Annotated in this window: 11 protein-coding genes; 4 read left to right on the forward strand and 7 right to left on the reverse strand. The window is 40.5% G+C overall.

Annotation, left to right across the window (positions count from 1 at the left end; genetic code table 11):
- Positions 1–149 precede the first annotated feature (149 nt).
- Entirely contained in the window at positions 150–1,112 is a 963-nt protein-coding gene (locus tag GSQ84_RS10385) for an isopenicillin N synthase family oxygenase (RefSeq protein WP_158797140.1), read from the reverse strand.
- A 346-nt stretch (positions 1,113–1,458) separates the two neighbouring features.
- Here GSQ84_RS10385 and msrA point away from each other — a divergent pair, with 346 nt between their 5' ends.
- Positions 1,459–2,040, forward strand: coding sequence for a peptide-methionine (S)-S-oxide reductase MsrA (gene msrA, locus GSQ84_RS10390; RefSeq protein ID WP_254070822.1), 582 nt, complete (start codon positions 1,459–1,461; stop codon positions 2,038–2,040).
- A 58-nt stretch (positions 2,041–2,098) separates the two neighbouring features.
- Here msrA and GSQ84_RS10395 read toward each other — a convergent pair whose 3' ends face one another.
- Together GSQ84_RS10395 and GSQ84_RS10400 are read right to left on the reverse strand one after the other, a co-directional pair.
- Positions 2,099–3,406, reverse strand: coding sequence for an SGNH/GDSL hydrolase family protein (locus GSQ84_RS10395; RefSeq protein WP_158797142.1), 1,308 nt, complete (start codon positions 3,404–3,406; stop codon positions 2,099–2,101).
- A gap of 23 nt (positions 3,407–3,429) precedes the next feature.
- The gene (locus tag GSQ84_RS10400; protein ID WP_158797143.1) at positions 3,430–4,644 is read right to left on the reverse strand and encodes an OmpP1/FadL family transporter; all 1,215 of its coding nucleotides are present in this window, start codon (positions 4,642–4,644) and stop codon (positions 3,430–3,432) included.
- 330 nt (positions 4,645–4,974) lie between these two features.
- Between GSQ84_RS10400 and GSQ84_RS10405 the strand changes: the two genes are divergently transcribed.
- Complete coding sequence (locus tag GSQ84_RS10405) at positions 4,975–5,607, forward strand: NAD(P)H-dependent oxidoreductase (RefSeq protein ID WP_158797144.1); 633 nt, start codon at positions 4,975–4,977, stop codon at positions 5,605–5,607.
- 255 nt (positions 5,608–5,862) lie between these two features.
- The gene (locus tag GSQ84_RS10410; protein ID WP_158797145.1) at positions 5,863–8,583 is read left to right on the forward strand and encodes a carboxypeptidase regulatory-like domain-containing protein; all 2,721 of its coding nucleotides are present in this window, start codon (positions 5,863–5,865) and stop codon (positions 8,581–8,583) included.
- A 41-nt stretch (positions 8,584–8,624) separates the two neighbouring features.
- On the opposite strand, the gene GSQ84_RS10415 is transcribed toward GSQ84_RS10410, so the two are convergent.
- Both GSQ84_RS10415 and GSQ84_RS10420 read right to left on the reverse strand, forming a co-directional pair.
- The gene (locus GSQ84_RS10415) at positions 8,625–10,208 is read right to left on the reverse strand and encodes a PspC domain-containing protein (protein WP_158797146.1); all 1,584 of its coding nucleotides are present in this window, start codon (positions 10,206–10,208) and stop codon (positions 8,625–8,627) included.
- Between the two features lie 144 nt (positions 10,209–10,352).
- On the reverse strand, positions 10,353–10,688 hold the full coding sequence (locus tag GSQ84_RS10420) for a PadR family transcriptional regulator (RefSeq protein ID WP_158797147.1): 336 nt from the start codon (positions 10,686–10,688) through the stop codon (positions 10,353–10,355).
- 432 nt (positions 10,689–11,120) lie between these two features.
- On the opposite strand from GSQ84_RS10420, the gene GSQ84_RS27805 reads away from it, so the two are divergent.
- The gene (locus GSQ84_RS27805) at positions 11,121–11,279 is read left to right on the forward strand and encodes a hypothetical protein (RefSeq protein ID WP_174238642.1); all 159 of its coding nucleotides are present in this window, start codon (positions 11,121–11,123) and stop codon (positions 11,277–11,279) included.
- Between the two features lie 85 nt (positions 11,280–11,364).
- Here the strand turns inward: GSQ84_RS27805 and GSQ84_RS10425 are convergent, their stop codons facing one another.
- Positions 11,365–12,507, reverse strand: coding sequence for a putative sensor domain DACNV-containing protein (locus tag GSQ84_RS10425; RefSeq protein WP_158797148.1), 1,143 nt, complete (start codon positions 12,505–12,507; stop codon positions 11,365–11,367).
- A gap of 39 nt (positions 12,508–12,546) precedes the next feature.
- On the reverse strand, positions 12,547–13,497 hold the full coding sequence (gene rlmF / locus GSQ84_RS10430; RefSeq protein ID WP_158797149.1) for a 23S rRNA (adenine(1618)-N(6))-methyltransferase RlmF: 951 nt from the start codon (positions 13,495–13,497) through the stop codon (positions 12,547–12,549).
- Positions 13,498–13,510 lie beyond the last annotated feature (13 nt).

Raw genomic sequence — 13,510 nt, forward strand, 5'->3', positions numbered from 1 at the left:
CTGGGGTACTTTTCCGGTACGCATGGAGTATACATGGTAGGGCTTCAATAAGGCTACTAATAGGCTACACCCGGGGTACCTACAAAACAAAGGCAGAACAGTCTTACAACCGTTCTGCCTTCAAATATTATTCAGAAATTTCTATGGATCTATTTTTTCAGCCCGATTTCTCTCAGGCGTTCATCCAGATATTCCCCTGCGGTCATATCAGAATATAACTTTGGATGTTCTTCATCAATACATGAGTCCAGACTGTTTAAATCCATATCGGATCTTGGATGAAGAAAGAAAGGAACAGAGAAACGGGAAGTTTTCATCAGTTCTCTCGGCGGGTTCACTACCCGGTGTGTGGTAGAACGAAGTTTATTATTGGTTAAGCGTTGCAGCATATCGCCAACATTGACCACGATATCGGAGTGGTGCGCTTTGATAGGCAGCCATTCATCAGCCCTTGTCAGCACTTCCAATCCGTCGGCACTGGCACCGATCAGTAAAGTGATCAGGTTAATATCTTCATGTGCACCTGCACGGACTGCATCATCAGGTAACGCATCAGGATCTTCTATTGGAAAATAATGTATCCCTCTCAGAATAGAATTTCCATTATGTACATAGGTGTCAAAATAATCAACCGGCAGCTCGAGGTAAGTAGCAATTGCCCTGAGTAAATGTTTACCATTGCTTTCCAGTTTTTGATAAACTTCATTGGTTACCTCATTAAATTGAGGTAGTTCTTCCAGATATTCATTGGCAGGATACTGGTATTGGATAGGATCTCCGTCGGTCACCGTCTGGCCAATCTGCCAGAATTCTTTTAAATCAGCGGTTTTAGCGCCTTTAGCGGTTTCTTTACCGGGGCTGGTATAACCACGCTGACCTGCCAGTTCGGGTTTTTCATACTTCGCTTTTTGGTCAGCAGGCAAACTAAATACAGCCTGGATGTTCTGATATAACCTGTCAATCAATTCCTGGCTTAAACCGTGATTAGTGATCGTTACAAAACCCGAATCATTAAATGCACGTCCCAGTTCATCGGAGAATTTTTTACGTTGCTGCGCTGTTCCGTCGATATAAGAACCGAGATCCAGGGTTGGAATATAAGGTGTAGACATGATCTTTTGCTTAAAATTGAATTTAACCTAATTTATAAAACTATTGTTAATAAAGCCTTATCTAACAATTTCCTTAAAGGCATCATACTAATTTACAACTATTTAAGTTATTAACACAAAAGAGATTAAAAGCGAATTAATCAGTAAACTGTCAATTTAGAGTGTATCGCCCGGCCAATACATCTAAGTCTTTGCCATATACGTATTGTTAGAAGTTAATCAGGTAATTTTGTAAGAGGGCATCAAATGAAACTACCGGGAGCATATAAATTTTAATAGTGCATATGTCTACGACATCTTCGTTTTAAAAAAAAACAACATGCAAAAAATGAAATATCTATCAATTATGATTTTAGTACTTTTATCAGTCGGCAGCGCTGAGGCGCAGTCACAAAAATCAGAAAAAGCAACCTTTGGAATGGGGTGTTTCTGGTGTTCAGAAGCGATCTTCCAGCGCCTTAATGGAGTTACTTCGGTAAAATCCGGTTTTGAAGGCGGAGAAGTTGCCAATCCATCGTATGAAGATGTATGTACCGGCACAACAGGGCATGCAGAAGTTGTTGAATTAACCTATGATCCTTCAAAAATATCTTATGATGAGTTATTGGAAGTATTCTGGAAAAGCCATGACCCGACTACATTAAACCGTCAGGGTGCTGATGAGGGTACACAATACCGTTCGGTAGTATTTTATCACACTCCAGAGCAAAAATTAAAGGCTGAGCATTACAAAGCTGAGTTAAATAAAACAAATGCCTACGGAAAACCGGTAGTGACGGAGATTGTTAAAGCAGATCCTTTTTACCTGGCCGAAGGTTATCACCAGGATTATTACCTTAAAAATTCTAACCAGCCTTATTGCAGATTAGTGATCCTGCCTAAAATGGAAAAACTGGAGAAGGTATTTAAAGACAAATTAAAAAACTAGAAGAAATAAAAAAAGGGGCCTGATGTTGGCATCAGGCCCCTTTTTTTATGGATTTTAATTAAGGAAATTTAACTCCTCTATATTTGGTTACATCCACAATTGGAATACTTGAACCATATTGTGTATTGATCGCCTTAATATAAGCATTGGCAACAATGGCATAACCCATTGGCGTAAGGTGAATCCCATCCAGTGAGAAAAGATTACCTGTGATATAAGCGGCACTTACTGTTACACCATTCACAGCTTTCCCTGATCCATATTCATTTAATAAGGCATAGGCATCCATCACAGCCAGGCCTTTTGAGGCTGCTACAGATTTGATGGTTGCATTGTAGGAATCAGTATAATCTGCTACAATTGCAGCTTCATCTTTGTCCAGTACATATTGACTGGTGATAGGGTTTAGAGGGTGCAGTCCATAAGGATATCCAGCACCGTTAGGCGTACCGATCAAATTGGCAGAAGCCAGTGGGAGCACAAAATAATCAGCTGCTGTTGCTGCCCTTACGGCACCGGAACCAGTCTGAATATATAATGCATTAACCGTAGGTGCAGAAACCTGTACTGCTTTAAGCAGGGATGCCAGGGTTACTGTATTAAAATAGGGAGTGCTCAGTACATCAGGGATCGTAGCTACTACGCCTTTTGCACCACTGGCAGTTAACGTTGAAATCGCCAGGTTGTATAAAGCGGCAAAAGTCCCTTTATCTGTTGGCTGATCAGTTGGAGAAGCACCTCCTGCGGTTGCATAGAGCAGAATATCATTATTCCCTAACCAGCAGCTAAAAAACGTAAAAGGTTTAGCCGTTACAAAACTAAGATAAGAGGTATTGATGGCGGGTGAATTATCAGGAAGCAAACGTTCAAAATATCCGTTTAAATTGGCATAACCTCCACTGGTAATTTGCAGCAACTTAATTCCCGGTACACCGTAATTATTAAGGTCGCCGGTATACTTGGTGTATAGCGTAATATTACCGTAAGGAGGGATAGTAATCTGATCCCGCACGGCAAGATCTGTAGTTACAGCCGCGGTAGTAGGTGTTCCACTAGCCGTAAAACCTGTCAGTTTCAGGTAACCTGAACCATTGGCCTGGGCAGCGGTGAAAAACGGAGAAGAAAAAGCACCTCCGCCTACAGCTTTCATCTGTGCAGCAATCATCTCGGGATAAGAATTCTGCTGTCCTTCAAGATATAGGCCGCCGTCGGCATAACCCGCCGTCAGGGAATTTCCGACAGCAATATAACGTGAAAAATCTGCTGTTCCCTTTGATGGGGTAATAGTCTTAAATTCTGGTTTGCAGGAGGCCATTGTGATTATACCAAGTGCAATAATACTTCTAAATATATAATTCGATTGCATAATTTTTTTCTGAAAAGGATTAATTACCATTTATAGGATAAAGAAATGCCGGGGATGTAAGCCACAGTTTTAAATTCGCCGCTTAAACCCGACTCAATATTGGTTTCATTTCTTTTCTTCACATTTTCATATAAAAAGGAAGCATCAATATTAAATCTGTTGGTCACTTTGTAGCCAATACCAGCACTCAGCAATACACGGTTGGCATCCGGAACTTCAGGTGTAACGTAACCGTCATTTACCGGACTGAATGCATAACCCACTCCTGCCCTTAGCGCAAGCTTTGCAGTAGTTTGGTTTTGTATCCCTAAACGTAAGGTAGCGGCATCGTGATAATTCCTTGGAGAAACTGAGTTCGGAATTGCTGCATTGGTATTATAATTAAAAGCCAGGTTTTTGTATTTACTCCATTGTACCCAGTTTACATCAAAATCAATGATGGTTTTATCAGAAGGATGAAATCCCAGTCCCAGTGTTGAAGTTCCCGGTAAAGGTAGTGATGCGGTAAATTTGGTTGGAAATGTTGCACTAAGCGCTGCCGGCACATTGAAAGTGGCATCACCGCTCTTCACATTGGCATTCACTTCCGAGCGGTGTGTAATACCTATAGTAATACCTACCTCTGTTTCCAGATAAATACCGGCGTTCCATCCAAAATCATGGGTATCGCCTTCCAGCTCCGCAGTGGATGACTGACCATTATTTAAGGTTAAAGGCACTGCCCTCTTCAGGTCTACATGACCCTGCGAATAAACCAGTCCGGCACCAATACCAATATGATCGGTGATCTTGTAACTTAAAGTAGGCTGAAAATAGATAGATCTTAAATCCAGTGAAGTCACCGTATACTTTCCGGTCCAGTCAGGCTTCCAGTACATATCTCCGCCAAACGGCGTGTAAACGCCCATACCAAAACGCAACCTGTCGGCCGGTGAGCCAAATACAGCATAACCCTGGAAAGGAGTAGGAACTTTATTCTCATTATGTTCCGTGATATTGGAACCATTTTCCCTGAAGGATGAACGCATTAAAATAGGGCTGATACCGCCCTGCACACCGTTCTGTTTAAGAAAGGAGACAGCTCCCGGGTTAAAAAAAACTGCTGCTTCATCTAAAGCAACCCCGGTACCAGCACCCGCCATTCCTATTTGCTTTTGCCCCTGGAGATTAACCTGGAAGGATTGTGAATAGCCCAGGATAGGCACAGCCAATAAAAAACTTAGTAGAATCTTTTTCATATTTGGTTAAAATTATATTTGGTTAACACTAAATTGAAGTTTTCCCTTCACAAAAAAAAATAAACGTTAAATATTCTATTTTGTTTGTACACAAATTTTTAAAGCAAATGTGGTTTAGTGAATCTAATTTAAGCAAAAAACAGCTAATGATTTTACTAAATAAAAAATATTTATCCTGCATGGATGCCGTTATTTTTTTCCGTCGCTGATCACTCATCATTTTAAAGTAAAATCGCGCAAAAGATGGACAAGCAGAGAAGAACATCGATATTTTTGTTCATCCCCATAGGGAAATCACCACAAAATTATCAGAACATAAAATAAAGAACTATGAGCTTAATTGAAGCGCTTAACTGGCGATATGCAACAAAAAAAATGAGCGGACAGGCAGTGCCGCAAGAAAAAGTTGATCAGATTATTGAAGCCGCCCGTCTGGCTCCAACTTCATCAGGCCTTCAGCCTTTTAAAGTATTGGTGATTACCAATCCGGAACTTAAAGAAAAAATTCTTCCTATTGCCTTTGGTCAGCATCAGGTGAAAGACGCTTCACATTTATTGGTTTTTGCAGCATGGGATAACTATACTGAACCGCGGATCAGAAACGCTTTTGCCCATTCCAGCCGCGAACGCGGTGCGGCAGATGATGTTGTTTCTGACTATGAAGTACAGTTAACAGGAAACATGACTACAAGAACCAGTGACGAAAACTTTGCCCATGCAGCAAGACAGGCTTACATTGGATTTGGTGTGGCAATTGCCCAGGCAGCTTTGCTTGAAGTTGATGCCACTCCTATGGAAGGATTCAACAACGCTGAACTGGATACATTATTAGGACTTAAAGAAAGAGGTCTTCGCAGCGTAACCTTATTGCCATTAGGTTACAGAGCCGAAGAAGGCGACTGGTTGGTTAACCTGAAAAAAGTACGTACACCGCTTTCTCAGTTTGTGATCGAATTCAATTAATAACATTGTTACAATTTTTAAAGGGAACCGCAAAACGGTTCCCTTTTTTCATTATGATATATTTTTTTAATGGTTACGAAGCTTGCACGAGCTTATTTATCGCTTTTTGAAAGCTGTAAGCCCATGAAGGTTTTTTATGTGAATTTTCTGATCTTTAATCGTAAATGTCAAAATATGTTAAAGCTTCCCCGAACATAAGGAAGCTCATCGTTAAATCAATATATTAGCACATTAATCTTGTATTAACAGATATTCATGAATTATTTAAAATTATCATTTGCTTTATCTATACTTTGTTTCTTCCTACACTTTAATGCATCCGCTCAGCAGGACACGACCATTTTAAGCAACATCCTTGCTAAATCAAAGATCATTTCTGAGCAGTATCCTTCAGAAAAAGTTTATCTGCATTTCGATAAACCCTATTACAGTGTAGCAGATACGATGTTTTTTAAAGCCTATCTCACCTTCGAACAAAACATCCCTTCGCAGCTCAGTAAAGTTGTTTACGTGGACGTAATGAACAGCCAGGATTCCCTGATTAAGTCGCTCAAATTACCGGTTAACAATAGTGTGGCCTATGGTAGTTTAGACCTGGACATGGTGAATTTCAAACAGGGAAATTATTATGTAAGGGCTTATACCGTATGGATGTTCAACTCCAGTCCGGATTACTTTTTCACCAAAACCATCCCTATAGGTGAAGCGATAGATAAAAAAGTAATTACCAACATATCTTATGAATCTACCCAGACTGAAAAAGGGCAAACGATTGAGGCAAAGATCCAGTACAAGAACATGGACAAGATTCCGATAGCCGGGAAGTCGGTTTCCTGGAGCCTCACCTCAAACTATGAGGTGGTTGCTAAAGGTAAGGGAACAACAGACCAGAGCGGTATCTTAAGATTAAACATCCCTGCGCGTAAAAACCAGCTGATTACAAAAGGAGATCTGAGTACCCAAATCACAATGGGCAATAACCTGGATGCACTGAACGCATCATTTACCCTGAAACCGAAAATCGGACCGGATGACATTCAGTTTTTCCCGGAAGGCGGGGAATTGATCAAAGGGGTACCTACACAGGTGGCTTTTAAAGCGATTAAGCCAAGCGGATTGGGAACGGATATCACAGGAACAATCACAGACAACGACAATAACCAGATCACCACTTTTACTTCCGCTCATTTAGGAATGGGTTCTTTTTACCTGAATGCTGAAACCGGCAAAACTTACAAAGCCAACATTACCTTTAAAGACGGAACTAAAAAAAGCATCGAACTGCCTAAAGCTGCAGAAACAGGGATAACTATACAAGCTGGCTTAAGCAATCCGGAAGTAATTAACTTCAAGATCGTTGCTAACGACACTTATTTCCAGCAGAACCAGGGTAAGAACATTTACATCGTTGCCCAAAACGGAGGCAGGGTATATTATGCAGCACAGTCGAAATTACAGACACAGGTTACAGCGGCAAAAATCCCGACAGAAAAATTCCCTTCAGGAATTATTCAAATGACCTTATTTTCTTCTACGGGAGAACCAATAAGCGAACGTCTGGTATTTGTGATGCACAAAAACATGAACCTTACTTTAAAATCAGATCTGCCTGTATATAAACAGAGACAAAAAGTAAAGATGACCATTTCTGCAAAAGATTCAACACAACACCTGGTTGGAGATTTCTCACTCAGTGTAGTAGATCAGCAGAAAGTTCCGGTAGATGAAACTACAGAAACCACAATCTTAAGTTCTCTTTTACTGACTTCAGACCTGCAGGGTTTTGTGGAACGCCCTAATTATTATTTTATTAAAACTGATGAGAAAAAACGTGCTGAACTGGATATGCTGATGCTTACCCAGGGTTACCGCCGCTTCTCTTATAAAGATATCCTGGCGAGTAAATTCCCATCCGTTAATTATGCCCCTGAGCAAGGAATAGCGATTACAGGTACGCTGAGAGACAGAACAGGAATGCCGGTTAAAAAAGGCGCACTTCGTTTAACCAGCCCGGGAAGAACACTTTCGTCGGAAGCATTGACGACCAACATGGGGCTCTTTGCTTTTAAAAACCTGGTTTTTGAAGATGGTGCGGAATTACTGATCAATGCGAAATACAATGCTGCAGGAAGTAATATGATGATCATGGTAGATCAGCAACCTTTCCCTGATATTACCGGCAATGTTAACAGTCCTGCTGAAGTGTTAAATATCGACAGTACTTTATCTACCTATCTGGACAACAGTAAAAAACAATACAGTAACCTGCGTACACTGAAGGAAGTAAAAATCGTATCAGCGCCGGCTAAAAAACCAAGTCACGCAGATTACCCGGCCTTAACAGGACTGAGTGCCATGGCCGACCATGAAATCGGTGCTTCACAATTTGACGGCTGTAACGACCTGCTGATGTGCTTAAAATCAAGTGCCGTAGGATTAACATTTGACACGGATAACTTTTATGTGAGCAGGGACTTCCAGCAGGGGAATAAAACACCGGTTCAGATATTTATCAATGGAAATGCAGTAGATGCCATATCAATCAGCAGCGTATTGCCATCCGAAGTAGAATCAGTGGAAATTTTCCTGAAAGATCCGCTGGGATTAATTTTCAAAACCTACAACTGTAATGGTGTAATGGTCATCAACACCAAGAAAAAGGAAAAATCAAATATCAGCCTTGCTGATTTAAAAAAGATGATGCCGCAAAGCAACATGCTTAAATTATCTCCTAAGGGTTACACTAAAGTGAGAGAGTTTTATGCACCTAAATATGTAACCCAAACTACCTCTTATACTGGAAATGACCTGAGAAGTACTGTTTACTGGAATCCTAAAGTGGTGACCAATGCCGCAGGTGATACTACTTTAGAGTTTTATAATGCAGACGGAAAAGGTACTTATAGAGCAGTTATTGAAGGATTGGATGCCAATGGTAATATTGGACATTACGTTTACCACTATACCGTAAAATAAACATTGTTATCCGGCAGCTTTAAAAAACTGCCGGATAACAATTAATTTGCAGACTGGCAGGTTAAACCATCTGTAGTCATCACTCCATGATATAGCCCATCCTTATTGTTTTCATCATCGCAATCCCATAACGAATTATCCTGAAGGTAACGCTGTAAATCCCTGTCAATCCTTAACCTTGTCCCTACAGGTACTTTAAGCACCAGTTCTATACGCTGAGCCCTCCAGTTCAGGTTTCTTTTCAAATGTAATTCAGGGCTAAATCTTAAAACAGAATCCTGCTGTAAAAAATCATACTGGATATTTTTGGCATGATCTAAAGCAACTTCAAAAGTCACACCCTGTGAGCCATAACTTTCTACCAGAGAAGGCACACTATTTTCACTCTTCTCTATTCTTATCGATACATTTCTTGGCAAAGTAAATGGACCGTCAAGATCGTTCTGGATAATTTTGCCGTTATAGTCTGCTGTATTTAAGCGGTAGTGTAAGCTGTCCTCTTTACTAAAAAACTTTGATCTGTCAATTGATAAGGTATAAAGCGGATAAGATTTTAAAGGTATGGTCTGCGTAAATTCGGCTTCTTCTTTAAACTGATTGCTTGTTTTTGCCACATAGAAAATACTCACTGCAAGGCCACACAGCCAGATCAACAGTAAACCATAGGCCACCATTTTGTTAGACTTATAACTATTAAAAGCAACCCTGATGGAAAACAAGATCAGCGAGAGCAAAGGGATAGCAATAACAATAAATAAAGCCAGAATAAAGGTGGTAAAGTAAGATCCGTCAATCATACTGAAAGGGAAGACCTGAGTTGCCCCGGTATCCCAGAAACCGATGACGGCAGCCAGCAGAATAATTGTACCCAATAATATCAGCGACCCGATAATGATAATCAGGATGGCGATAATTTTAAAAATAGTTTTACCGGTACCCTGCATAAACCTGCCCAGCACTTCAATAAATTCGGCGATAAAACTTTTTGAGTGTTTCATGAAAGGCTGCAGATGATCGTTGGCATTTCTAAAGTTCCCCTTAAGGTTTGACAGCTCCTTTTCAAAATTCCTTTTAAATCCCTGTAAGTTGACAGCTTCACCTTTCATCGCCATTTTTTCAGATCTTGTTGCAGCCACAGGGATAGAGATCCATAAAATCAGATAGGCAATCAAGCCCGATCCGCCTAACAAAACAGTAAAAAGTGCTATGATTCTCAATACACTTACATCCAGTTGCAGGTAGTGGCTTAAACCCGAACATACACCGGCTACCATGGCTTCATCGGTATCCCGGTAAATTCTTCTTTCTGTAAAAGGCGAATGAATATTTTCCGGTCTTTCATCAGCTTCTTCTTCAGACTGCTCTTCAAAATCCCGGACAGAACCCATAGTAGCAATTACTACCTGAACATCTGCCACTTCAATCACCTGTTTCTGCTGGGTTTGCAAAATCTCCGTAAACATTTCAGCGATTCTGTTTTCTATATCACTCACGATTTCAAAATCATCAGCACTTTTACCAAAATGCTGTTTAACTTCTATCAGGTAACTGGTTAGCAATTCGAAGGCATCCTCTTCAATGTGAATAATTGAATTACCTATATTTATATTAAGCGTCTTTTTCATCGGAATAAAATTGTTTTAGAGGTAGTATTTATTGTTGTTATAATGTCTTCTAGCTGCTTTTGGCGGTTTAATGGTTATGAAGCTTGTTTAAGATTATGAATTCTGTTGGTAAGAGGCAATCTTGATCAGGTTTCATAACAAGGATTATAATGCAGTTTGATTTTTAGATTTTGCTATCGCAAAAGATAGCTCCTGCCAGGTTCCATCCAGCTGAGATAACATTGCAGTTCCTTCGGGGGTTAGCGTATAGTATTTTCGCGGTGGCCCTGAAGTAGATTCTACCCAGTTATAACTTAACAGCCCATTATTCTTCAGCCTGGTTAACAACGGATAGAGCGTTCCCTCTACAACCAGCAGTTTGGCTGATTTTAATTCTGCAATAATATCAGAGGCATATATTTCTCCCCGGGAGATGATCAGGAGCACACAATACTCCAGTATTCCCTTCCGCATCTGCGTTTGTGTATTTTCTGCTATCATAATTCAAAGTTATGTGTTTTATATAGTAATATGCAATACATAGTACTGTAAGAATTAAAAATAAAATATAACTAACTGATATACAAATAAATTAAAATTATCGTACTATTGTAAATGAACGGAAATTTGAATTATTGGGATTTTATGGCCTTTATAAGTCCCGGCAGACGGGGGGTAAATAACAGGAAAAGACAATTTAATTGATGGTTTAACACCCACTATAGAAAAAAATACAGTAGACTACAGAAAATGTTGACTAAACAGTACAATTTCCAGCCAAATCATTGTTAAATGACTAGAAACAACAGTTTTAAGTCAAATAAAAAATAGTATTCGCAGAAAAAAAGGACTATTTAACATTTTGTAACAAATGGCTTTTTTTTGGCTTAAGGTTTGTATTAGCTTTGATATATCTATTAAAAACTTCTATCTATGCTGATTAAACTGAACCCAATATTCCCAGCTTTTGCCAGGCAGGAGCGCGTGAGAAGACAAAACGCATTAACCAAAAAACAATGGGTTAGCGTAGATAGAGTGGTAATGATCATCCTGCTCGTGGGCGTAATAGCAGGGGCAGTAATTTTCTCTTAAGCTACACAGATTTAAATAATTATAATTTTTAGCGTCCGATAATCCCGGACGCTTTTTTTATGCGTTTATTTTAAAATACTCAAGTTTATAACAATAGCGTATCAATACGATGCGCCTGTACACGTTTTTGCGCCGGCGACCAGGAGTAAATGGTAAAATGGCCATCTTGTGAAGCTACCAATGCAATTGCATCATTCTGATCGTGTACAAATTGTGCAGCAGACAAATGGCGTGTTCCACCTACTTTTGCGGGATGTAATAACACGGCACCTCCTCCAACGATAGGCTCTCCAAAAGATAGTTCTTCTATCAGTTCTTTGCCTTTTGCGCGGCCAATTTTAGCGCCAAATGCCAGCAACTCATAATCTTCGCTGATAATCGTTGCTCCATCAACAGCAGTTAATCCTGCCAGATGTTCTACTTCCCTCCTCAGGGCCGTTTGCCAGAAGATCTGACTTGCTTCTTTCCTGTCCAGCTTTAGCAGATTTGACAGACCAGCAAATGCCGGCTGTATGCCATATTGTATCGGTTTAATAATAGACTGAAGCCAATTTGCTTTACCATTGGGCACTACCAGCAAAGTACCGCCACGCTGATGGGAGCGCATAGAAACCGCAATCTGAATCAATACATTGACGGTATCGTTCCAGTACGAAGGGGCTGTAAGATCCAGCAGCGAGAGTAACATCGGCGGGCAGTCCTGTAATTTTGCACTGTTAACATCTACAATCTTAATCTGGTCACCTTTCAGCACGGCTATATTGGTAAATTTACCAAAGCCATAGATACGGCGGTGTTTAATCACCAGCAAAGCAGGCTCCGAAACATCCAGTACAAAACAGAAATTAGGGATACTGGTTGTAGTGCCCCAGAGAAACAACTCGCCTTCTACCTGCCATACCCCAAGGTGAATGCCGGCCCTTTCTACACCCGGAGCAATTTTAACCAGGGTATCAGAATTTAACGGCAGCCTTTGTCTGAACAGCAGGGGATTTCCTGCCTGATCGGGCGGCAAAAAAGCCAGTGATATTTTTGGTGAATGTCCTTCTTCTTTGCGCAGACTTGCCCAAAAAGCAGCATCAATAATGGTCTCTACGATATGCGCAGAGGGCAAAGGAGCAAGATCTTCTTCTCCACTATCACGGGCAACAGCAAGATGCTGAGCAAAAATAGCTTCAACTTTTGGAGCAATCATGCGGGCTGCCTGATAAGTAGGTTTGTAGATCATGGTTTAAAGTTAACTAAAGTTTTTATCTTTAGATAGCGCTTAAACAGTTGCCCAACGCTTTTTACCCCAATCTGTCATATCAGCTGCAGATAAAAATGTCCAGGCTACAAAACGACTTTGTTTTTGCCCCTGGGCCATTTCAATGGTTTTTACATTGACCGCACCGGCTTTTTCCAGCGCATAATATACATCACGTAAATGTGCACTTTTAGAAACCAGCGTAGTAAACCAGCAGCACTGCGAACCTATCTGAACACTCTCCTCTACCATCCTGCGGATAAATTCTACTTCTCCGCCTTTACACCACAATTCAGAACTCTGTCCGCCAAAATTGAGAACAACCTCTTTTCCTTTCTGCTTGCCCAGGTTCCTGACTTTTCGCTGTGACCCTTGTTGTGCTTCTTCTGCGGAAGAGTGAAAAGGAGGATTACAAATCGTCAGGTCAAAAAGTTCACCTGGTTTGATTACACCACGAAAGATATTGGACGTTACATTTTGCATCCTAAAGCTGAGGTGATCTTTCAGGGCCGGGTTGATCGCCGCAATATTTTCAGCAGAACTGATTGCCCTTTTATCTACATCAGAACCTACAAAAGTCCATCCGTAACTTTGGTGACCAATAATCGGATAGATGCAATTTGCACCTACACCAATATCCAGCACTTTCACTGCTTTGCCTTTTGGAATCACATGATGGTTTACCGAGGCCAGCAGATCTGCCAGGTAATGGATATAGTCTGCCCTGCCGGGAATTGGGGGACAAAGGTAATTTTCAGGAATATCCCAGTCGGATAGCCCATAAAAATGAATGAGCAAAGATTTATTAAGAATTTTTACACCGGCGGGCTTAGAAAAATCTATCGATTCGTCGCCATAGGGATTAACGAATACATATTGTCTTAATTCAGGACAGCTATGGATAAGTGAAGGAAAATCATACCTCGAACGGTGTAAATTTCGGGGATGCAGTTCTTGTTTTTCAAAAGACATAAGTTAACGCTTA

This window comes from Pedobacter sp. L105 (assembly GCF_009765875.1).
Classification (GTDB): Bacteria; Bacteroidota; Bacteroidia; order Sphingobacteriales; family Sphingobacteriaceae; genus Pedobacter.

Coding starts and splice junctions, on each gene's coding strand:
- GSQ84_RS10385 (WP_158797140.1), bottom strand. CDS start 1,112: ATGTCTACACCTTATATTCCAACCCTGGATCTCGGTTCTTATATCGAC.
- msrA (WP_254070822.1), top strand. CDS start 1,459: ATGATTTTAGTACTTTTATCAGTCGGCAGCGCTGAGGCGCAGTCACAA.
- GSQ84_RS10395 (WP_158797142.1), bottom strand. CDS start 3,406: ATGCAATCGAATTATATATTTAGAAGTATTATTGCACTTGGTATAATC.
- GSQ84_RS10400 (WP_158797143.1), bottom strand. CDS start 4,644: ATGAAAAAGATTCTACTAAGTTTTTTATTGGCTGTGCCTATCCTGGGC.
- GSQ84_RS10405 (WP_158797144.1), top strand. CDS start 4,975: ATGAGCTTAATTGAAGCGCTTAACTGGCGATATGCAACAAAAAAAATG.
- GSQ84_RS10410 (WP_158797145.1), top strand. CDS start 5,863: ATGAATTATTTAAAATTATCATTTGCTTTATCTATACTTTGTTTCTTC.
- GSQ84_RS10415 (WP_158797146.1), bottom strand. CDS start 10,208: ATGAAAAAGACGCTTAATATAAATATAGGTAATTCAATTATTCACATT.
- GSQ84_RS10420 (WP_158797147.1), bottom strand. CDS start 10,688: ATGATAGCAGAAAATACACAAACGCAGATGCGGAAGGGAATACTGGAG.
- GSQ84_RS27805 (WP_174238642.1), top strand. CDS start 11,121: ATGCTGATTAAACTGAACCCAATATTCCCAGCTTTTGCCAGGCAGGAG.
- GSQ84_RS10425 (WP_158797148.1), bottom strand. CDS start 12,507: ATGATCTACAAACCTACTTATCAGGCAGCCCGCATGATTGCTCCAAAA.
- rlmF (WP_158797149.1), bottom strand. CDS start 13,497: ATGTCTTTTGAAAAACAAGAACTGCATCCCCGAAATTTACACCGTTCG.